We start from the raw sequence: 18526 nt of genomic DNA, 5'->3' as shown, positions 1-18526 counted from the left end.
GAAATCGACCAGGCCCCCCGACCAGCGGAGATGGACGGTCAGGACGAGCCTGCCTCGATCACCGCTCGCACGCACTTGGCGACCACCGCCGGGTCCACCTTGACCACTTGACGGTCGTACGTCAGCAGCCCGTTGACCTCGTTTTCGACATCCGTGGTCTGGGTATAGACGGCGCCGGACAGGCCGCGCTCCGCCACGATTCGCTCGAGGGCCACGCTCACCTCGGCGTAGCGCTCGGTGAGGCGCTCCGACGTCGGCGTCATCTCGTACGCGTTCGGTGGACCGGGCCAGCAGTGGTCGTCCACCACCAGACCGAGACCGCCGTACTCGCCATCGACGATCGCGCGGTCGTCGTGCACCGAAGGCGACCCCGGACCCACGTAGGTGTGATCGTCGTAGACGTCGCCCGCGCCGCTGTCCGGCCGCGAGAAACAGCAGTTGACGCCGCTGTTCGCGATCACCAGCCGCGTCGGGTCCAGGGCTTTGACCGATTCCGCGACACGCGCCGTGTCGAACTCGCCCCAGCCCTCGTTGAACGGGACCCAGCCGACGATCGACGGGACCGCTCGCAGCTGCGTCACCATTTCGGCGAGCTCCGCCTCGAACCGCTCCCGCGCCCGCGGCACCGGGTCCGGCGCGATCCCGGGCGGGCCGTCGAACGAAACGGTCAGCGACGGCATGTCCTGCCAGACGACCAAGCCCAGCTTGTCGGCCCAGAAGTACCAGCGGGCCGGCTCGACCTTGACGTGCTTGCGGACGAAGTTGAAGCCCAGCTCCTTCGTCTTCTCGAGGTCGAACCGCAGGGCTTCGTCGGTGGGCGCGGTCGAGATGCCGTCCGGCCAGTAGCCCTGGTCGAGCGGTCCGTGCAGAAAAGTGACACGGCCGTTCAGCGCGATCCGCGGGCGTCCTTGCGGGTCCGGGAGCACGCCGATCGTCCGCAGACCGGCGTAGCTGCCGACTTCGTCAGAAACCGAACCACGCTCGTCGAGCAGCTGGACACGGAGCTCGTAGAGGTGCGGGTCGTCGGGACTCCAGAGCCGCGGCGAAGGAACGTCCACGCGCACCGCCGTCCCGGCCTCGCCGGACGCCCGCGCCACCTCGGTGCCGTTTGCCGAAACGACGACAACGACCTCGGCGCCGCCGGTGACGTGCGGGAAGACCGTCACGCCGGTCAGGTCCGGAGTCAGGTCCAGCCGCTCGACCCGGACCTCGGGGACCGGCTCCAGCCACACCGTTTGCCAGATTCCGGACGACGGCGTGTAGCAGATCCCGCCGGGCGCGTTGCGCTGCTTGCCAACCGGGAAGGGCTCGATGTCGGTGCGGTCCTCGGCCCGGACGGTGAGCTCCTGCGGGCCGGAGGCGCGCAGGACGTCGGTGATGTCCGCGCTGAACGCCGTGTAGCCGCCTTCGTGGGTGGCGACGAGCTGGTTGTTGACCCAGACCTTCGCCGTCTGGTCCACCGCGCCGAAGTGCAGGAGCACCCGTGAGCCGCGCCAGTCGTCGGGGACTTCGAAAAGACGCCGGTACCAGAGGACTTCGTCGCGTCGTCGAATTCCCGACAACGCCGATTCGGGCGGGAACGGCACCAGGATGCGCTCGGCGTAGCCCGACGGCCGTGGTTCGTCCGGCGACGACGGCCAGCCCGCGTACTCCCAGACACCGTTGAGGTTCAGCCAGCGAGGCCGGGTCAGCTGGGGCCGCGGGTACTCGGGCAGCGCGTTGTCGGGAGCGACGTCGGCGCTCCACGGGGTCGGCAGGGGCGGGTCGAGCCGGCGCCAGCCGGAGTCCTCGGGAGAAGTCATCCCGGTCGATGGTGGCAGAGATCGTCCGACCAGCCAGTGACCGGGATCACATGTGAACAGTTCGCGAGCACGGCGCGTCGAGGTTTCCCGACTCGCGAGTAACCTCAGCCCATGCGAGTGCTGATGCTGTCCTGGGAGTACCCGCCCGTGGCCATCGGGGGCCTGGCCCGGCACGTCCACGCGCTCGCGACCCACCTCGCCCGCCAGGGCCACGGAGTCGTGGTGCTCTGCCGGCACGCCGCGGGCACCGACGCCGGAACGCATCCGCGGACCGACCGCGTCGTCGAGGGCGTGCGGGTCATCCGGGTCGCCGAAGACCCGATGCACGTGACGTTCGAACGGGACCTCGTCGCCTGGACGCTGGCCATGGGCCACGCCATGATCCGCGCCGCGCAGGACCTGCTGCGGACCTGGCAGCCCGACGTCGTCCACGCGCACGACTGGCTGGTCGCCCACCCGGCCATCGCGATCGCCGAGGCCGCGCGGGTGCCGCTGGTCGGCACGATCCACGCGACCGAGGCCGGTCGGCACTCCGGCTGGCTTTCGCACCCGCTGAACCAGCAGGTCCACTCCGTCGAGTGGTGGCTGGCGAACCGCGCCGACGCGCTGATCACCTGCTCGCAGGCGATGCGCCGTGAGGTCGCGCACCTCTTCGAGGTCGAAGCGGCCGACGTCACGGTGATCCACAACGGCATCGAAGAACGCGGCTGGCAGGTGCCCGCGGACGAGATCGCGCGCGCCCGCGAGGTCTACAGCCCGGCCGGTGCGCCGCTGTTGCTCTTTTTCGGACGACTCGAGTGGGAGAAGGGCGTGCAGGACCTGCTGGCCGCGCTCCCCCGCATCCGGCGCCGCCACCCGGGCACCCGCGTGGTCGTTGCCGGAAAAGGACGACACTTCGACGAACTGGTCGAACAGGCGCGGAAGCTGCGCGTGCGGCGCGCGGTCGACTTCGTCGGGCACCTCTCCGACCGCGACCTCCGCGCGGCGCTCGCCGCCGCCGACGCCGTCGTGCTGCCCAGCCGGTACGAGCCGTTCGGCATCGTCGCGCTGGAGGCCGCGGCCGCGAAGGCGCCTCTGGTGGCGTCGACCGCCGGCGGGCTCGGCGAGGTCGTCGTCCACGGCGAGACCGGGCTGGCGTTCAGCCCCGGGGACGTCACCGCGCTGACCGCGGCCGTGAACGCGGTCCTCTCCGACGCCGAGGCCGCGGCCGAGCGCGCGCAGGCCGCGCAGTCCCGGCTCGCCGCCGACTTCGACTGGGGCCGGATCGCCGAAGCGACCGCCGCGGTCTACCGGCGGGCGAAGCCGGGTGAGCCGGTCGAGCTGCCGCGCCCGAAGATCGCGACCGGCAACGCGTTCGAACCGGTCCCGGCCGAGATCCCCGAAGTCTAGGTCGCCGCCCGGTCAGAACCGGCAGGGCCGGAAGCAGTCCGGAGCGGCCGAGACGGTCGTGGTCACCAATCCGTCCGCGGCGAACGCGAGCGAAAAGACGACGAAGAACGCTGCGACGGCAGCGCTGAACCTGCTCGGCATGGGGACTCCTCGGGAACGGCGGCGCGATCGGCGCCTCGCAGCGAGCATCCGCGCCGCCTCCCGGGAAAACAATCAGCGGAACAGCAGGGGCCGGTACGTATTCGCCTTCCGTGATCGGTTCGTCCGGTTCACCGCGTCCCGGTCAGCAAGCGGACCCGGACGCGTTCCCGCAGCGGGCCGTGCGAGGCGACCGCCGCCCGGATGCGCTCGGTGAACGCCGGGCGCGCGTCGGGGCCGGGCAGCTGCTCGGGGCTCATGGCCGAAAAAACGTCACCGGCCAATTCGTCGACGCTCAGCGGCGCGGAGTACTCGACGTCCGCCGAGCTCACGGTGTACCCGGCGGCCGCGAGAGCCTGCGCGTACCGCTCCTGGCTCGCGTCGTCCGTGCCGCAAGTCCGGTGCACGGGAGTGCCGAGGTAGGCGGACAGGAGCTCCCGCAACGCGCCCGACCATGCCGTGTCCTGGAGCCACAGCGGCTCGCCGTTGGTCACCACCGCGACCCCGCCGCCGGGACGCAGCAGCGGACGGACCGCCGCGAACAGCCGCTCGTGGTCCATCCAGTGCAGTGCCTGCGCCACCGTCACGGCGGCCAGGCGTCCCGCCCCCAGGACGGCGGTCAGCGCGCCGACGTCGGAGTCCGCGCCGAGCAGCCAGCTGACATTCGGCTCCGTCGTCGCCAGCCGCGCCTGCGTGAGCATCGCCGGCTCCGGGTCCATGCCCAGCACCGCCCCGACGCGCGGCGCCAGCGCCCGGGTGAGCTGGCCGGTGCCGCAGCCGAGGTCGAGGACGACGTCCTCTCGGGTCAGCGAGAACGCCGCCGTCAGCCCGTCCGTCGCCTCGGGCGGGTAGCCCCGGCGGAACCGCTGGTAGAACTCGCTCACTTCGCCGCCGAACCCCGAGGTCGTCATGTCGTGAGCATGCCCACGACCCCGGCCGTCCGGGTGTCGTTCCGCGGAGAGCGGACCTCAGAACACCGGCAGCAGGACGCCGTGTTCGGACTGCGGCCGCGGACCGAAGATGCGGCGGTCGGCTTCGGCGATCGGCACGTCGTTGATGCTCGCTTCGCGCCGGCGCATCAGGCCTTCGTCGCTGAACTCCCAGAGCTCGTTGCCGTAGCTGCGGAACCACTGACTCTCGGCGGTCCGGGACTCGTACTGGAAGCGCACGCCGATGCGGTTGCCGCGAAAGCCCCACAGCTCCTTGCGCAGCGCGTAGTCCAGCTCGCGCGCCCATTTGGCGGTGAGGAATTCGACGATCCGGGCGCGCCCGACGAGGTGCTGGTCGCGATTGCGCCAGACCGAGTCCTCCGTGTACGCGAGCGAGACGCGCTCCGGGTCGCGGGTGTTCCACGCGTCTTCGGCGGCCTGGACCTTCTGGCGGGCGGTGTCCTCGTCGAACGGCGGGAACGGCGGGCGCGGGGTCATGACAGCTCCTTCCGAAGCGGAGAACGTGCGTTCTCCACGGCTCCCGCTAGACTAGAGAACGATCATTCTCGGCGCCAGAGGCAGGTGACATGGATTCCGCGGAGGCGACCGACCGGCTGCTCGAGGCCGCCGAGGACCTCTTCTACGCCCACGGCGTGCAGGCCGTCGGGATGGACGCCGTCCGCGAACGCTCCGGCGTCTCGCTCAAGCGGCTCTACCAGTGCTTCCCGGCGAAGAACGACCTCGTGGAGGCGTACCTCCTCCGCCGCGACGAACGCTGGCGCGGCTCGTTGCGCGAATTCGTCCACGCCCGCGGCGACGACCCCTTGGCGGTCTTCGCCTGGCTCAAGAACTGGTTCGCGGAGCCGGGCTTCCGCGGCTGCGCGTTCATCAACTCCTTCGGCGAGTTCGGCGAGCCCGCCCCCGGCATCGCCGCCGCGATCCGCACGCACAAGGACGAGGTGCGCGCCTACCTGCGCGGCCTCGTGCCGGACCAGGGCCTCGCCGACCAGCTGTTCGCGCTCGTGGAGGGCGCGACCGTGCTCGCCGCGATCACCGGCAACCCCGGCGAAGCCGACACGGCGCGCGAAGCCGCAAAAGTCCTGCTCAAAGCACCCGGATGAGGGACGACTCTGCGTAACGAGCTGCCGCCGGCCGCCGACTACCGGCCACCAGCAGCGAAGACGCAGAGGAGCCGGTCCCATGGAGATCTTCGTCGCGGCGGCCACGGACCAGGTCGCCGCCGATTGGCGCGTTTTCGGCCACGGGCTGCTCACCGGGCTCATCGCGGCCGTGGTCGTGACCGCTGCCCTTGCCCTCCTGACGTTCCGGAGGAGGGGTGTCGAGCTGCCCGGCGGCGCCCAGTGGAAGTTCACCGACAGCTGGGCCAGCAACCTGACGGCGTTGACCGCCGCTTTCGCCGCTTTGCTCGCGGCCTTTTCCGGCAAGCTCGACACCGCGATCGCACCCGGAGCGTCGGCGGCCTTCGCGGTCGCGTCGGCGCTCTACGTCGCCATCGCCGCCTGCGCCCCGATCGCCTACACCGTCGGGCAGCGCACCACGCGGGACAAGACCGGAGCGACCGGGCTGACCGGCAGTCCGGGCGGCCTCCTCGCCGCCGCGTTCCTGACGCTGTGGTCGGTGTTTTCGTCGCTCGCGTCGGTCTTCTTCGTCCTGCAGTACGGCGGGATCGGCGGCATCCGGACCCACCGGTGGCTCGCCGCGGTCCTGCTCGGGGCGATGGCGCTGCTGGTCGCGGCCTACGCGGTCCGGACGATCCGGTGGCTGCTCACCGTGCCGGCCACCGCCGCCGCGCTCCCGGGCATCACCGGGTTCACCTGCTGCGAACCACCTGCCGACCTCGTCACGCGGCGGATCTTCCTGCTGTGAAAAGACGTGAACCGGTCCGGTGACGGGGAGCCGCCGTCACCGGACCGGTCCGGACCCACACCATCCCAACAGTGTGGAATCCGGTCGCCCCTCGTCAGGTAGGGGCGACCGGATGCTCGAAGCACTCCCCTACCGCTGAGAGCGCATCGAACAGAGCCCTGCTACCGGGCGTCCGTGAGGTACCGCGCGTAGGCACCCGTGGTGAGGAAGCTCGGCAGCTTCTCGCCCAGCGCGGTTTCGGTGAAGATCTCGCGGGCGTCGTCGAGGCGGTTGCCCTCGCCGAGGTCCGCGCGGACCTTCGTCAGTTCGTCGTCCAGGAATTCGACCGCCAGCTCGCGGGTCAGGGCCGTGCCGTCTTCGAGCTTCGTGCCGTTGCGGATCCACTGCCAGACCTGGCAACGCGCGATCTCCGCGGTGGCCGCGTCCTCCATGAGGTTGTGGATCGCCGCCGCACCGGTGCCGCGCAGCCAAGCGTCGACGTACCGCAGCGCGACGTTGATGTTCGCGCGCACGCCCGCCTCGGTGACTTCGCCGCCGGCGCTGGCCACGTCGAGCAGGTCCTCGGCGGTGACGTGGACGTCCTCACGCAGCTTGCCGAGCTGGTTGGGCCAGCCGCCGAGCACGCCGTCGAAGACCTCGCGGCAGACCGGGACCAGGCCCGGGTGTGCCACCCAGGAGCCGTCGAACCCGTCGCCGGCCTCGCGTTCCTTGTCCGCGCGGACCTTCTCGATCGCCGTCGCGTTGATCTCCGGGTCCTTGCTCGGGATGAACGCGGCCATGCCGCCGATGGCGTGGGCGTGGCGCCGGTGGCAGGTGCGCACGAGCAGTTCGGTGTAGGCACGCATGAACGGCACGGTCATGGTGACCTGCGCGCGGTCCGGCAGCACGAAGTCGGCGCCGTGCGCGGCGAAGTTCTTGATGAGGCTGAAGATGTAGTCCCAGCGGCCGGCGTTGAGACCCGCGGCGTGCTCGCGCAGCTCGTAGAGGATTTCGTCCATCTCGAACGCGGCAGTGATCGTCTCGATCAGCACGGTGGCGCGGATGGTGCCGCGCGGGATGCCGAGCTCGCGCTGCGCCAGGAGGAAGACGTCGTTCCACAGGCGCGCTTCGAGGTGGTTTTCCAGCTTCGGCAGGTAGAAGTACGGGCCGACGCCGCGAGCGAGCAGCTGGCGCGCGTTGTGGAAGAAGTACAGGCCGAAGTCGACCAGGCTCGCCGACACCGGGCGGCCGTCGATGCGGATGTGCTTCTCCACCAGGTGCCAGCCGCGGGGCCGCGCGACGATCGTCGCCGGGTCGTCGCCGATCGAGTACCGCTTGCCCCCTTCTGTCGTGAAGTCGATGTTGCGGCGGATGGCGTCGTAGAGGTTGAGCTGGCCGTCGATGACGTTGTGCCACGTCGGCGACGTCGCGTCCTCGAAGTCCGCCAGCCACACCTTGGCGCCGGAGTTCAGCGCGTTGACCGTCATCTTCCGGTCGGTCGGCCCGGTGATCTCGACGCGGCGGTCCTCCAGACCCGGCGCGGTCGGGGCGACCTGCCACGACTCGTCGTCGCGGACCCAGCGGGTTTCGGGCAGGAAGCCGAGCGGCTTCTCCCCGGACTGCAGTTCCTCGCGCCGCACGCGGCGGGCGTCGAGCAGCTCGCGCCGGCGTCCGGCGAACGTGTTGTCCAGCTTGGCCAGGAAGTCGAGCGCCGCCGGGGTCAGGATCTCCGCGAACCGGCCCTCGACCGGGCCGGTGACCTCGATGCGGTAGTTCAGCCGATCAACCATGGGGTGCCTCCACGAGCTGCGCAGGGAAGAAGGGGAAGGACGCGGCCTGACGACGATGGGGGGTTGCCGTCGTCAGGCCGCGGCCGGGATCAGTGGAACTGGGCTTCTTCGGTGGAGCCCTTGAGCGCGGTGGTCGAGCTCTCCGGGTTCAGCGCGGTGGCGACGTTGTCGAAGTAGCCGGTGCCGACCTCGCGCTGGTGCTTGGTGGCGGTGTAACCGCGGCTCTCCGAAGCGAACTCGCGCTCCTGCAGGTCGACGTAGGCGGTCATGCCCTCGCGGGCGTAGCCGTGCGCCAGGTCGAACATCGAGTAGTTCAGCGCGTGGAAGCCGGCCAGGGTGATGAACTGGAACTTGTAGCCCATGTGGCCGAGCTCGCGCTGGAACTTCGCGATCGTGGCGTCGTCCAGGTGCTTCTTCCAGTTGAACGACGGCGAGCAGTTGTAGGCCAGCATCTGGTCCGGGAACTTCGCCTTGATCGCCTCGGCGTACTTGCGCGCCACCTCGAGGTCCGGCTCGGAGGTCTCCATCCAGAGCAGGTCGGCGTACTGGGCGTAGGCCAGGCCGCGCTCGATGCACGGCTCGATGCCGTTGCGGACCTCGTAGAAGCCCTCGGCGGTGCGGCCGCCGGTGAGGAACTGCTGGTCGCGCTCGTCGACGTCACTGGTCAGCAGCGTCGCGGCCTGGGCGTCGGTGCGGGCGACGATCAGCGACGGCACGTTGAGCACGTCCGCGGCGAGGCGGGCGGCGTTCAGCGTGCGCTCGTGCTGCTTGGTCGGGATGAGGACCTTGCCGCCGAGGTGACCGCACTTCTTCTCGGACGCGAGCTGGTCCTCCCAGTGCACGCCCGCGGCGCCGGCCGCGATCATGCCCTTCATCAGCTCGAACGCGTTGAGCGGGCCACCGAAGCCGGCCTCGGCGTCGGCGACGATCGGCGCGTACCAGTCGATGTCGGTGTTGCCCTCGGCCCAGCTGATCTGGTCGGCGCGGCCCAGCGCGTTGTTGATGCGGCGGACCACGGCCGGCACCGAGTTGGCCGGGTAGAGGCTCTGGTCCGGGTAGGTCTGGCCCGCCAGGTTGGCGTCGGCCGCGACCTGCCAGCCGGACAGGTAGATGGCCTGCAGGCCCGCGCGGACCTGCTGGACCGCCTGGTTGCCGGTGAGCGCGCCGAGCGCGTGGATGTAGTCCTCGGTGTGCAGCAGGTCCCACAGCTTTTCCGCGCCGCGGCGGGCCAGGGTGTGCTCCTCGACGACGCTGCCGCGCAGCTTGATCACGTCTTCGGCCGAGTAGGAGCGCTGCACGCCCGCCCAGCGGGGGTCGTTCGCCCACTGCGCCGCCAGCTCCGCGGCCGCCTGCTTGGCCTGTTCCGTCATCGGTACTCCCGGTGTTGCGAAGTTTGCGATTGCTCGCCTTGCATGCCCTGACCCTGACACGCCAGCGAAAACGAGGTCCAGTCGTCCAATTTGCCAATTTGTGCGAAGGGTACGTAGGCTCTTTGCAAAGCTTGCGAATCGCCGATTCACAAGTGATCGAAAATCCGCGTTCTTGACCGTTCACGTAACCGTTCAGGACCGGAAACCTTCCGGGAAGGAGGGCACGGATGGAGAAGACTTTCGCCGGCGCGCGGTTGCGGCACCTTCGCGAAAGCCGCTCGATGAGCCAGGCCGACCTCGCTCGTGTGCTGGAGATCTCACCGAGTTACCTCAACCAGATCGAGCACAACTCGCGTCCGCTGACCGTGCCGGTGCTGCTGCGGATCACGCAGGCGTTCGGGGTCGACACGGAGTTCTTCGCCAACAACGACACGTCCCGGCTGGTCGCCGACGTCAAGGAAGCCCTGCTCGACGAGGTCCTCGGCATCGACGTCACGACCAGCGAGCTCAACGACCTGGCCACCAACCTCCCGGCGATCGCGCAGGCGCTGGTCAAGCTGCACCGCAGCTACCGCAACGCCGTCGAGAGCACCGCCGCGCTGACCACGGAAAACGGCCTCGGCCTGCACGGCAGCGCCGCCGCCCCGCTGCCGCACGAAGAGGTCCGCGACTTCTTCTACGAGCGCGAGAACTACGTCGCCGAACTGGACGAACGCGCCGAGAAGATGGCCGCGGACATCCCGCTGCTGCGCGGGCAGGTGCTGGGCGCGCTGAAGGAACGCCTTTCCCAGCGCTACGGCGTCGAGGTGACCAGCGAAGGCATCGACGAAGCCGCCGGCCAGCAGCACAGGTACGAGCCGGTGACGCGAGTGCTGCGACTGGCGCCGAGCCTGCGGGTCGGGCAGCAGGCGTTCCGGATGGCTTCGCAGATCGCGCTGCTCGAGTACGACGACCTCATCACCGAGCTCGCCGACTCGTGGGCGTTCTCCGGACCGGCCGCCCGGTCACTCGCCCGCGTCGGCCTGGCGAACTACTTCGCCGGGGCGCTGATCCTCCCGTACGGACCGTTCCTGGCCACGGCCGAGCGGTTCCGCTACGACATCGAGCGGCTGTGCGACCACTACGGCGTCGGCTTCGAGACCGTGTGCCACCGGCTGTCCACTTTGCAACGTCCGAAGCAGCGCGGGGTGCCGTTCTCGTTCGTGCGGGTGGACCGCGCGGGGAACATGTCGAAGCGGCAGTCCGCGGCCGGGTTCCACTTCTCCCGCGTCGGCGGGGCCTGCCCGCTGTGGAACATCTACGAGGCGTTCGCCCAGCCGGGCAAGATCCTCACCCAGATCGCCACGCTGCCCGACGGCAAGAGCTACTTCTGGATCGCGCGCACGGTCTCGCGCAACATCGGCGGCTACGGCAGCCCGGGCAAGACGTTCACGGTCGGGCTGGGGTGCGAACTGCGGCACGCCGGGCGGCTGGTCTACTCGACCGGCCTCGACCTGGACGAGCCGGCCGCCGCGACGCCGATCGGGATGGGCTGCAAAGTCTGCGAACGCCCGAGGTGCTCCCAGCGCGCGTTCCCGACGATCGGCAAGCAGCTCACCGTCGACGAGAACACCAGCACCTTCGTCCCCTACCCGGCGGTGCCGAAGGGCTGATCACCCGATCACGTGCGTGATCCACTTCGTCTCGTCCGGGCCGAGCAGCGTGATCCGGCTGAGCAGTTCCTTCGCCGTGATGCCGCCGATCTCCGGCTGGTTGAACGACACGCAGGCCTGCAGCCCGTTCTTCGTCACGCACTGCGGTTCGCCGAGGCCGTCCGTGGGACCGCCGGGGGGCGAGACGTTGATCGTCGCCAGCCCGCCCTCCGACGTGTACTGCAGCACCAGCCGCCACGGGACACCGTCCTGGTCGGGGCGGCGCCGCAGGTAACCGTCGTTGAGGAAGGACAACTTCGGCAGGCTCGCGATGTGCAGCGGCAGCGGGACCTGCCGGATCCCGAACCTGGCGTCGCCGGCGACCCGCGTCAGCACCTGCTGCAGGTCCGGGCCCGCCAGGTAGTACGCGTGAAGCGCGGCCCAGCGGCCTTCGCGGGTCCGCCAGCGCAGGTAGCTGTCCCCGCGGTTCAGGGGGTCCTTCGCGTCGGTCGTGAGCCAGTAGCCGTCCCGGTCGCCGATCCGGGCCGGGACCCGCGACGGCTGTCCGCCCAGCTCACGGGGTACGGACGGCTCCTGGTCGGAAATCGACAACCAGATAATCGGCGGCAGTTCGCCGCGGCCGACGGCCACGGTGGCGTCGCCGTGGGAACCGATGGTGTACTCGATCCCCTTGATCTGCTCCGGCAGCCAGCCGAAGCTCGCCGTCGCCTCCATCGGGTTGGTGGATGGCACCGTAACGGCCGGGGTCACGGGACCCGCCACGGACCAGGACGGCGGGGCCGCCGGCGCGATCGCCAGGGGCGGGACCGGCCCGAACAGCGAGACCGCCGTCAAGCCGCCCGCTGTCACGGCCGCGGCACAGCCGAGGACCAGGGCGGTGGTCCGCACGCGACGACGGCGTCCCCCTACACGGCGCGCGCGGTCGAGGTCGATCCGCGGCGGCGGGGCGGGTACCTCGGTCAGCTGCTTCAGCTTGGCGGCCAGCTCGTGGTCGGTCATGCTCGTCCCTCCTGGACAGGTTCGCGCAGCAGCTCGCGAAGCGCTTCCACGGCCTTCGCGGTCTGGCTCTTGACGGTGCCTTCGGAGCAGCCCAGCGCCCGCGCGGTCTCCGCGACCGGGAGGTCGCAGAAGTAGCGCAGGACGACGGTCGCGCGCTGGCGGGCCGGCAGCCGCTTCAGCGCCGACCGCAGGTCCAAAGCCGATTCGAGGTCCGCGCGGGGCGTGGGCGGGTCCTGGTCGTTTTCGCGCAAATCCACCCGCCGCCACCACGACGTGCGCTGTTCGGCCAGGAAGGTGTTGACCAGCGTGCGACGCACGTAGCCGTCCACGTTGTCGGCGCGGGAGGCCCGCGGCCAGTTCGTGTAGAGCCGGGTGATCGCCGACTGGACCAGGTCGTCGGCCCGGTGCCAGTCGCCGCAGAGCAAGTACGCGACCTTGCGCAGCCAACCCGCCCGCGTGGTCACGTACTCGGTGAATCCGGCGTCCATCGGCGGCCCCCATCTCGTTCGGCACCCCTTTGATGCGCCCGGAGGCCCGCGCGGTTGCCCGGCACGCGCGAGTCGTAGATTCACCGGGGTGCACGACATCGACACGGTGACCGCGGCGACGATCGAAGAGGCCGCCGAGCGGCTGGCCGGGGTGGTGACCCGGACGCCGCTGGAGCCGAGCGCCCGGCTGTCGTCCCGGGTGGACGCGCAGGTCTGGGTGAAGCGCGAGGACCTCCAGACCGTCCGGTCGTACAAGATCCGCGGCGCCTACAACTTCATCGTCCAGCTCGACGAGGACGTCCGCGCGCGCGGCGTCGTCTGCGCCAGCGCCGGCAACCACGCCCAAGGCGTCGCGTACGCGTGCCGCCGGCTCGGCGCCACCGGCCGCGTGTTCGTTCCCGGGACCACGCCGCGGCAGAAGCGCGAACGGATCGCGGCGCTCGGCGGCGCGCACATCGAGGTCGTCGTGGTCGGTGAAACGTACGAAGACGCCTTCGCCGCGGCCAACGAGGACGCCCACCGGACCGGCGCGACCCTGGTGCCCGCGTTCGACGACGTCCGGACCGTCGCCGGCCAGGGCACGGTCGCGTGCGAGGTGGTCGAGCAGCTCGGCTTCGTGCCCGACGTCGTGGTCGTGCCCGTCGGCGGCGGCGGGCTGCTCGCCGGGGTCGGCAGCTGGCTGCGCGAGCGGCACCCGGACGTCCGGATCGTCGGCGTCGAACCCGCGGGCGCGGCCTGCATGGCCGCGGCCCTCGAGGCCGGACACCCGGTGCGGCTGCCCGCTCTCGACTCGTTCGTCGACGGTGCCGCCGTGCGCGAAGCCGGCGCGGTCACCTACCCGCTGATCCGCGAAAGCGGCGCCGAGCTCACCGCGGTCGCCGAGGGCGCGGTGTGCACCGAGATGCTCGCGATGTACCAGTCCGACGGCATCATCGCCGAACCGGCGGGCGCGCTCGCCGCGGCGTCGCTCGGCACGGTCGTCGACGTCGAACCCGGCCAGACCGTCGTCTGCCTGGTCTCCGGCGGCAACAACGACGTCAGCCGCTACAGCGAGATCCTCGAACGCTCGCTGATGCACGAAGGGCTGAAGCACTACTTCCTGGTCGGATTTCCGCAGGAGCCGGGCGCGCTGCGGCGGTTCCTCGAGCACGTGCTCGGGCCGGAGGACGACATCACCCGCTTCGAGTACGTCAAGCGCACCAACCGCGAGCTGGGGCCGGCGCTGGTCGGCATCGAGATCGCCCGCTCGTCCGACCTGCCGGGGCTCCTGGCCCGGATGGACGCGAGCCCCCTGCAGGTGGAGCGGATCGAGCCGGGCAGCCCCCTGTTCCACTTCCTGCTCTGAGCGCGTGGTCCACTAGGCGGATGGTGAAGGTCGACGGTGTCCGCAGTGTCGAGGCGTTGCGCGAAAAAGTCCACGAGGGTGCGGAGCCCGAGTACCTGCTGTTCTACGGGCACACGCCCTCGAAGTCCGGGCGGGTGACGGCGAGCTGCCTGAGCCAGTGGTGGGTCGACCCGTTCGAGGCCGACGGCCTCGTCTACCCGACCGCCGAGCACTACATGATGGCCGGCAAGGCCGAGCTCTTCGGCGACCACGAGAAGGCCGAGCTGATCCGGACCACGCCCGACCCGAAGACGGCGAAGGTGCTCGGCCGCGAGGTCGCCGGGTTCGACCCCGCCGTCTGGGAGCGGCACCGGTTCGACATCGTCGTCGACGGCAACCTGGCCAAGTTCCGCGCCCACCGCGACCTGCGCCGCTTCCTGCTCGGGACCGGGGACAAGGTGCTCGTCGAGGCGTCCAAGAAGGACCTCGTCTGGGGCACCGGCCTCGCGCGCGAGGAGAAGAACGCGACGAAACCGGACTACTGGCGCGGGCTGAACCTGCTCGGCTTCGCGCTGATGGAGGTCCGCGACCAGCTGCGGCCGCGCGACTGACTCACGGCGCCGGGACCGGTGCTCCCGCGCACGACGCCGACGTCGTCCGGCCCGTGTCGAAGAAAGCGACCACGGCGTCGGCGCAGGGCAATGACGACAGCGAGCCGTGGACGTCGTCCTCGATGGTCAGCAGCGCGCCACCGAGCCGCTGCTGCATCGCGATCGCCCAGCCGATGGGCCAGCCGACGCGTCTGCTGGAAGTGGTTGAACGCGTGCGGCTCGCCGTCTCGAGCCAGGTCGGCCGTCGTCGCGGATGGCGGCGAGCTGCTTGGCCAGGCCGGCCCATTCGCGGCGGGGTTGGCGAGCATGCCGTTGACGGTCGCGCCGTACTTCTCGCGCAGGCCGAGCAGAGCTTTCGCGACCGCGGGCTCTGTGGTCCCGAACCGGTAAATGGCGTCTTACCCGGCGATCCAGGACGCGAAGTTGTGGAAGGTGTTCTCGCCCGCGATCGCCTCGCCGTCGTCCATCGCGGTGACGCTGAGGTCCGGCGGCATGACCGAACCGAGGAGCATCTTGTCGACGTGGTCGTCGAAGAGCGAGCGGTACTGCGCGCCGAGCGCCGTCCCCCACGAGACGCCGTAGTAGCCGATCTTGTCGTCGCCGAGGGCGACGCGGATGCGGTCGAGGTCGCGGGCGATCGTCGGCGGGGTCAGACTCCGGAAGAAGGCCGGATGGGCGTCGACGCACTGGCGGTTCGCCTCGGCGGCGCGTTCGGCGGCTGCCGCCGGCGGACGTGGCCGAGATCGGCCGATCACCCGGTGAGCACCGCCGAACGGCCGGGAAACGACCGTGGCCGATTTTCGATCACAAGGAGAAACCGCAGGTCAATCCCCGGGGCACTCGTTGCCGCCGCCGCTGTGCTCGACGCAGTGCCGCGGTCCCGGCGGAGGCGGCGGCGCGTGCCGGAGGTCGTCCGTCCACTTCAGGCCCGCGACGACGGCCGCCAGGGCGAGGGCGAGCCCGAAGAACCACGTCCAGCCGCGCCGCCGGGTGGTCGCCGAAACGACCACGCCCGCCAGTGGCAGGCCGGCGCCGAGCCAGGCCGCCCAGGTCAGGGCGGCGTCGCCCTCGTGGGTGCTCGTGCCGAAGAACGGCGAGTTCGCGAGGAGGCCCTGCAGCACCAGGAACGGGACGACGACCAGCCACCCCACCGCCATCAGGGCCAGCAGGGCGGACACGGCGACCGCGCGGAACTCCCCCATGCGGCCACTATGTCGCGGAAGACGACCACGCCGCCTGAGTAGTCCTACTGCTCTCCGAGAGTCTTCTGCAGGGCCTTGTTCGCCTTCCTGGCCATGTCCGCGATGGCTTCGCGACGGGCAGCGTCGGCCGCGTAGTCGTCCTTGCGGTTGCGGACGACGCGGGCCGGCGCACCGACCGCGATCGAGTAGTCCGGGATGTCACCACGGACCACCGCGTGCGCGCCCAGCACGCTGCCGCGGCCGATGCGGGTGCCCTTCAGCACGCTGACCTTGGTGCCGAGCCAGGTGTCGGGACCGATCCGGACCGGGGACTTCACGATGCCCTGGTCCTTGATCGGGACGTGGATGTCCGAAATGACGTGATCGAAGTCACAGATGTACACCCAGTCAGCGACCAGCGTCGCCGCGCCGAGCTCGATGTCGAGGTAGCAGTTGATCACGTTCTGGCGGCCGAACACGGACTTGTCGCCGATCCGCAGCGAACCTTCGTGGCAGCGAATGGCGTTGCCGTCGCCGATGTGGACCCAGCGGCCGATCTCCAGGCGCCCGTAGCCGGGGCGGCAGTGGATCTCGACGTCCTTCCCGAGGAAGAGCATCCCCCGCAGGATGATGTGCGGGTTGGCGAGCCGGAACTTCAGCAGCCGGTAGTACCGGACCAGGTACCAGGGCGTGTACGCGCGGTTGCGCAGAACCCAGCGCAGCGAGTCGGCGGTCAGGAACTTCGCCTGCCGCGGGTCGCGGCGGGCGCGGCGCCAGGCCCGCACCCGCGACAGCGCGGGCGCACCCCACATCGACGTCATGCGAGTGACCGTAACCTGTGTGCGGGACGGGTTCGCAGGCAAGGGGAGCTGGATGGGCACGAAGCTGATCATCGACACCGACCCGGGCGTCGACGACGCGCTGGCGATCGCGCTGGCGGCGCTGTCCCCGGACGTCGACCTGCTCGGGGTGACGTCGGTTTTCGGCAACGTCCCGCTCGACCGCACGACGTCGAACGCCCGCCGCCTGCTGGAGCTCTTCGGCCGCACCGACGTGCCGGTGGCCGCCGGGGCGGCGCGGCCGCTGGTCTACTCCAAGCCGCGTGACGCGAAAGAGGTCCACGGCGGCGACGGCCTGTCGGGCCACTCCTACACGCTGCCCGAGGCGAGCCGGCCGCTGGAGGACCGGGACGCCGTCCGGCTGATGCTCGACCTGCTCGAGGCGTCCGACGAGCCGGTGACCATCGCCCCGATCGGCCCGTTGACGAACATCGCGGCACTGCTCGCGGCCCACCCGGGCGCGGCGGCGAAGATCGCGCGGCTGGTGATCATGGGCGGTGGCGTGACGTTCGGCAACAGCACGACCGCCGCCGAATTCAACGTCTGGAGCGACCCGGAGGCGGCCCGGCGGGTGCTGGTCGAGGAGGACGTCCCGGTCGTGCTCGTGCCGCTGGACCTCACGCACCGCTGCGCCGTCGACGCCGAGTGGCTGGCGAAGCTCGCGGCGTCGGGCCCGATCGGCGCCACCCTCGAAGGACTGACGTCGACCTACCGGCAGCACTACACCCGCGTGTTCGGCGAGGACCGGATGGTCATGCACGACGCCGTCGCGGTCGCCGAAGCGATCTCGCCGGGCATCCTGCACACCGAGACCTACCGGGTCGACGTCGACTGCGGCCTCGGCCCGGCGCGCGGCCAGACCCTGGTCGACCGGCGGCGGCTCGGCGAGGACGATCCGCAGTTCACCCCCGGCCGCCCGATCGAGGTCGCGCTCGACACCGACCTCGACGGCCTGCGCGGGTTCGTCCTCGACCGGCTCACCGGAGCCGCCCGGTGAGCGAGGAGCCCGAGGTCGTCCCGACCGAGACGCCCGCACCCCGCCGCCGGAAGCCCGTGGTGGTGATCGCGGCGGTGGTCGTCGTCGCGGGCGCCCTGGTGGCCGGCATCCTGCTCGCGCCGAAGCAGCAGGAGACCCAGAACGCCGCGGCCACGTCGTCGACCACGGTCCAGCCGACGGCGTCCCGGCCGCCGGCCACGACACCGCCGCAGACCTCGGCGCCGCCGAAGCTGCCCGAGGCGAGCGAGTTCGACGCCTGGGCGTCCAAGACCAGCCAGTGGCTCGACGTCCCGCTGCGGGCGATGGTCGGCTACGCGAAGGCGACGACGAAACTGACCAAGGACCTCCCCGGGTGCCACCTTTCCTGGGTCACGCTGGCCGCGGTCGGAAAAGTGACCACGGACCACGGCCGCGCGCGGGGCGGGCAACTCGGCACCACCGGCGTCCTGGACAAGCCGCTCGGCACGATCGAGGTCCGCGACTTCTACAACAAGGTCGTCTCGACGCCGAACGCCGCCGGGCCGATGCAGCTGTCGCCGGCGATCTGGGGCAAGTACCAGGCGAGCGCGTCCGGCGGGAAGCCCGATGTCCAGAACATCGACGACGCCGCGTTGACCACGGGCCGTGCGCTGTGCGCCGACGGCCACGACCTGTCACAGGGCCAGGTCTGGTGGAACGCGGTCGCCACGCTGCAGCCGGCGCCACTGTTCCTGCACCGGACGCTGGCCACGGTCAACGTCTACGGGACGGTCGGCCAGGGCTCCGCGGCGCCGAACCCGGCGGTGCTGAGCGCGGTGAACTTCGCGATCGACAAGATCGGCCTCCCGTACATCTGGGGCGGCAACGGCACCGGCGGCAACGACCCGGGCTTCGACTGCTCGGGCCTGACGACGGCGGCGTACGGAAGCGCGGGGATCAAGCTGATGCGCACGGCCGACACGCAGTTCCGCAGCGTGCCGCACGTGACCGACCCACAGCTGGGCGACCTGATCTTCTACGGAGAGCCGGCGACGAAGATCCACCACGTCGGTCTCTACATCGGCAACCAGCAGATGATCGACGCACCCCAGACCGGCCAGGCGGTCCAGGTCCACTCCTACCGCCGCGAGGGCGACGACTACGCCGGAGCCGGCCGCCCGACCGCCTGAGCG

At 70.7% G+C, this 18526-nt stretch carries 20 protein-coding genes; 8 read left to right on the top strand and 12 right to left on the bottom strand.

Features of this window, described 5'->3' with window-relative positions; all coding sequences use genetic code 11:
* Positions 1 to 38: 38 nt before the first annotated feature.
* A complete protein-coding gene (locus tag ACLJOU_RS37770) occupies positions 39 to 1802 on the bottom strand; it encodes a glycoside hydrolase family 2 protein (protein ID WP_410574078.1) in 1764 nt (587 codons plus the stop codon).
* 111 nt (positions 1803 to 1913) lie between these two features.
* Between ACLJOU_RS37770 and ACLJOU_RS37765 the strand changes: the two genes are divergently transcribed.
* The gene (locus ACLJOU_RS37765) at positions 1914 to 3191 is read left to right on the top strand and encodes a glycosyltransferase family 4 protein (RefSeq protein ID WP_410574077.1); all 1278 of its coding nucleotides are present in this window, start codon (positions 1914 to 1916) and stop codon (positions 3189 to 3191) included.
* A gap of 12 nt (positions 3192 to 3203) precedes the next feature.
* On the opposite strand, the gene ACLJOU_RS37760 is transcribed toward ACLJOU_RS37765, so the two are convergent.
* The 3 genes from ACLJOU_RS37760 to ACLJOU_RS37750 form a co-directional block, all read right to left on the bottom strand.
* Positions 3204 to 3332: a hypothetical protein gene (locus ACLJOU_RS37760; RefSeq protein ID WP_410574076.1), complete on the bottom strand. Its 129-nt coding sequence runs from the start codon at positions 3330 to 3332 to the stop codon at positions 3204 to 3206.
* A gap of 128 nt (positions 3333 to 3460) precedes the next feature.
* Complete coding sequence (locus ACLJOU_RS37755; RefSeq protein WP_410574075.1) at positions 3461 to 4240, bottom strand: class I SAM-dependent methyltransferase; 780 nt, start codon at positions 4238 to 4240, stop codon at positions 3461 to 3463.
* 57 nt (positions 4241 to 4297) lie between these two features.
* Positions 4298 to 4756, bottom strand: a complete 459-nt coding sequence (locus tag ACLJOU_RS37750) for a nuclear transport factor 2 family protein (RefSeq protein WP_410574074.1) — start codon at positions 4754 to 4756, stop codon at positions 4298 to 4300.
* Between the two features lie 89 nt (positions 4757 to 4845).
* Between ACLJOU_RS37750 and ACLJOU_RS37745 the strand changes: the two genes are divergently transcribed.
* Together ACLJOU_RS37745 and ACLJOU_RS37740 are read left to right on the top strand one after the other, a co-directional pair.
* On the top strand, positions 4846 to 5379 hold the full coding sequence (locus ACLJOU_RS37745; protein WP_410574073.1) for a TetR/AcrR family transcriptional regulator: 534 nt from the start codon (positions 4846 to 4848) through the stop codon (positions 5377 to 5379).
* Positions 5380 to 5458: 79 nt separating this feature from the next.
* A complete protein-coding gene (locus ACLJOU_RS37740) occupies positions 5459 to 6145 on the top strand; it encodes a hypothetical protein (RefSeq protein ID WP_410574072.1) in 687 nt (228 codons plus the stop codon).
* 161 nt (positions 6146 to 6306) lie between these two features.
* Here ACLJOU_RS37740 and aceB read toward each other — a convergent pair whose 3' ends face one another.
* The gene (gene aceB, locus ACLJOU_RS37735) at positions 6307 to 7914 is read right to left on the bottom strand and encodes a malate synthase A (RefSeq protein WP_410574071.1); all 1608 of its coding nucleotides are present in this window, start codon (positions 7912 to 7914) and stop codon (positions 6307 to 6309) included.
* Positions 7915 to 8003: 89 nt separating this feature from the next.
* On the bottom strand, positions 8004 to 9284 hold the full coding sequence (gene aceA, locus ACLJOU_RS37730) for an isocitrate lyase (protein ID WP_410574070.1): 1281 nt from the start codon (positions 9282 to 9284) through the stop codon (positions 8004 to 8006).
* 227 nt (positions 9285 to 9511) lie between these two features.
* Between aceA and ACLJOU_RS37725 the strand changes: the two genes are divergently transcribed.
* The gene (locus tag ACLJOU_RS37725; protein WP_410574069.1) at positions 9512 to 10936 is read left to right on the top strand and encodes a short-chain fatty acyl-CoA regulator family protein; all 1425 of its coding nucleotides are present in this window, start codon (positions 9512 to 9514) and stop codon (positions 10934 to 10936) included.
* On the opposite strand, the gene ACLJOU_RS37720 is transcribed toward ACLJOU_RS37725, so the two are convergent.
* Positions 10937 to 11935 carry a hypothetical protein gene (locus ACLJOU_RS37720; protein ID WP_410574068.1) on the bottom strand — a complete coding sequence of 333 codons (999 nt, stop codon included), beginning with the start codon at positions 11933 to 11935 and terminating at the stop codon, positions 10937 to 10939.
* The gene (locus ACLJOU_RS37715) at positions 11932 to 12423 is read right to left on the bottom strand and encodes a SigE family RNA polymerase sigma factor (RefSeq protein ID WP_410574067.1); all 492 of its coding nucleotides are present in this window, start codon (positions 12421 to 12423) and stop codon (positions 11932 to 11934) included. Before ACLJOU_RS37715 ends, ACLJOU_RS37720 begins: the two co-directional genes overlap by 4 nt.
* 88 nt (positions 12424 to 12511) lie before the next feature.
* Between ACLJOU_RS37715 and ilvA the strand changes: the two genes are divergently transcribed.
* Together ilvA and ACLJOU_RS37705 are read left to right on the top strand one after the other, a co-directional pair.
* Positions 12512 to 13768 (top strand): threonine ammonia-lyase IlvA, encoded by a 1257-nt coding sequence (ilvA, locus tag ACLJOU_RS37710; RefSeq protein ID WP_410574066.1) that lies wholly within the window; start codon positions 12512 to 12514, stop codon positions 13766 to 13768.
* Between the two features lie 20 nt (positions 13769 to 13788).
* Positions 13789 to 14358 carry an NADAR family protein gene (locus ACLJOU_RS37705; protein WP_410574065.1) on the top strand — a complete coding sequence of 190 codons (570 nt, stop codon included), beginning with the start codon at positions 13789 to 13791 and terminating at the stop codon, positions 14356 to 14358.
* A 1-nt stretch (position 14359) separates the two neighbouring features.
* Here the strand turns inward: ACLJOU_RS37705 and ACLJOU_RS37700 are convergent, their stop codons facing one another.
* The 4 genes from ACLJOU_RS37700 to ACLJOU_RS37685 all read right to left on the bottom strand — a co-directional run bounded on the left by ACLJOU_RS37700 (position 14360) and on the right by ACLJOU_RS37685 (position 16360).
* On the bottom strand, positions 14360 to 14515 hold the full coding sequence (locus ACLJOU_RS37700) for a hypothetical protein (RefSeq protein WP_410574064.1): 156 nt from the start codon (positions 14513 to 14515) through the stop codon (positions 14360 to 14362).
* 241 nt (positions 14516 to 14756) lie between these two features.
* Entirely contained in the window at positions 14757 to 15113 is a 357-nt protein-coding gene (locus ACLJOU_RS37695; RefSeq protein WP_410574063.1) for an alpha/beta fold hydrolase, read from the bottom strand.
* Positions 15114 to 15182: 69 nt separating this feature from the next.
* Entirely contained in the window at positions 15183 to 15560 is a 378-nt protein-coding gene (locus ACLJOU_RS37690) for a hypothetical protein (protein WP_410574062.1), read from the bottom strand.
* A 44-nt stretch (positions 15561 to 15604) separates the two neighbouring features.
* On the bottom strand, positions 15605 to 16360 hold the full coding sequence (locus ACLJOU_RS37685) for an acyltransferase (RefSeq protein ID WP_410574061.1): 756 nt from the start codon (positions 16358 to 16360) through the stop codon (positions 15605 to 15607).
* A gap of 52 nt (positions 16361 to 16412) precedes the next feature.
* On the opposite strand from ACLJOU_RS37685, the gene ACLJOU_RS37680 reads away from it, so the two are divergent.
* Both ACLJOU_RS37680 and ACLJOU_RS37675 read left to right on the top strand, forming a co-directional pair.
* Positions 16413 to 17375, top strand: a complete 963-nt coding sequence (locus ACLJOU_RS37680; protein ID WP_410574060.1) for a nucleoside hydrolase — start codon at positions 16413 to 16415, stop codon at positions 17373 to 17375.
* 56 nt (positions 17376 to 17431) lie between these two features.
* Complete coding sequence (locus ACLJOU_RS37675) at positions 17432 to 18523, top strand: NlpC/P60 family protein (protein WP_410574140.1); 1092 nt, start codon at positions 17432 to 17434, stop codon at positions 18521 to 18523.
* Positions 18524 to 18526: the final 3 nt, after the last annotated feature.

Source organism: Amycolatopsis sp. cmx-4-61, from assembly GCF_046548775.1.
Classification (GTDB): domain Bacteria; phylum Actinomycetota; class Actinomycetes; order Mycobacteriales; family Pseudonocardiaceae; genus Amycolatopsis.
This window is presented reverse-complemented; position numbering and strand designations above follow the sequence as displayed.

Bases quoted from the DNA above. Each gene is read 5' to 3' on its own strand.
- ACLJOU_RS37750 (WP_410574074.1), bottom strand. From the start codon at position 4,756: ATGACCCCGCGCCCGCCGTTCCCGCCGTTCGACGAGGACACCGCCCGC.
- ACLJOU_RS37715 (WP_410574067.1), bottom strand. From the start codon at position 12,423: ATGGACGCCGGATTCACCGAGTACGTGACCACGCGGGCGGGTTGGCTG.
- ACLJOU_RS37690 (WP_410574062.1), bottom strand. From the start codon at position 15,560: ATGGGGGAGTTCCGCGCGGTCGCCGTGTCCGCCCTGCTGGCCCTGATG.
- ACLJOU_RS37700 (WP_410574064.1), bottom strand. From the start codon at position 14,515: ATGCAGCAGCGGCTCGGTGGCGCGCTGCTGACCATCGAGGACGACGTC.
- ACLJOU_RS37725 (WP_410574069.1), top strand. From the start codon at position 9,512: ATGGAGAAGACTTTCGCCGGCGCGCGGTTGCGGCACCTTCGCGAAAGC.
- aceA (WP_410574070.1), bottom strand. From the start codon at position 9,284: ATGACGGAACAGGCCAAGCAGGCGGCCGCGGAGCTGGCGGCGCAGTGG.
- ACLJOU_RS37765 (WP_410574077.1), top strand. From the start codon at position 1,914: ATGCGAGTGCTGATGCTGTCCTGGGAGTACCCGCCCGTGGCCATCGGG.
- ACLJOU_RS37760 (WP_410574076.1), bottom strand. From the start codon at position 3,332: ATGCCGAGCAGGTTCAGCGCTGCCGTCGCAGCGTTCTTCGTCGTCTTT.
- ACLJOU_RS37680 (WP_410574060.1), top strand. From the start codon at position 16,413: ATGGGCACGAAGCTGATCATCGACACCGACCCGGGCGTCGACGACGCG.
- aceB (WP_410574071.1), bottom strand. From the start codon at position 7,914: ATGGTTGATCGGCTGAACTACCGCATCGAGGTCACCGGCCCGGTCGAG.
- ACLJOU_RS37770 (WP_410574078.1), bottom strand. From the start codon at position 1,802: ATGACTTCTCCCGAGGACTCCGGCTGGCGCCGGCTCGACCCGCCCCTG.
- ACLJOU_RS37755 (WP_410574075.1), bottom strand. From the start codon at position 4,240: ATGACGACCTCGGGGTTCGGCGGCGAAGTGAGCGAGTTCTACCAGCGG.
- ACLJOU_RS37740 (WP_410574072.1), top strand. From the start codon at position 5,459: ATGGAGATCTTCGTCGCGGCGGCCACGGACCAGGTCGCCGCCGATTGG.
- ACLJOU_RS37745 (WP_410574073.1), top strand. From the start codon at position 4,846: ATGGATTCCGCGGAGGCGACCGACCGGCTGCTCGAGGCCGCCGAGGAC.
- ACLJOU_RS37705 (WP_410574065.1), top strand. From the start codon at position 13,789: ATGGTGAAGGTCGACGGTGTCCGCAGTGTCGAGGCGTTGCGCGAAAAA.
- ACLJOU_RS37720 (WP_410574068.1), bottom strand. From the start codon at position 11,935: ATGACCGACCACGAGCTGGCCGCCAAGCTGAAGCAGCTGACCGAGGTA.
- ACLJOU_RS37685 (WP_410574061.1), bottom strand. From the start codon at position 16,360: ATGACGTCGATGTGGGGTGCGCCCGCGCTGTCGCGGGTGCGGGCCTGG.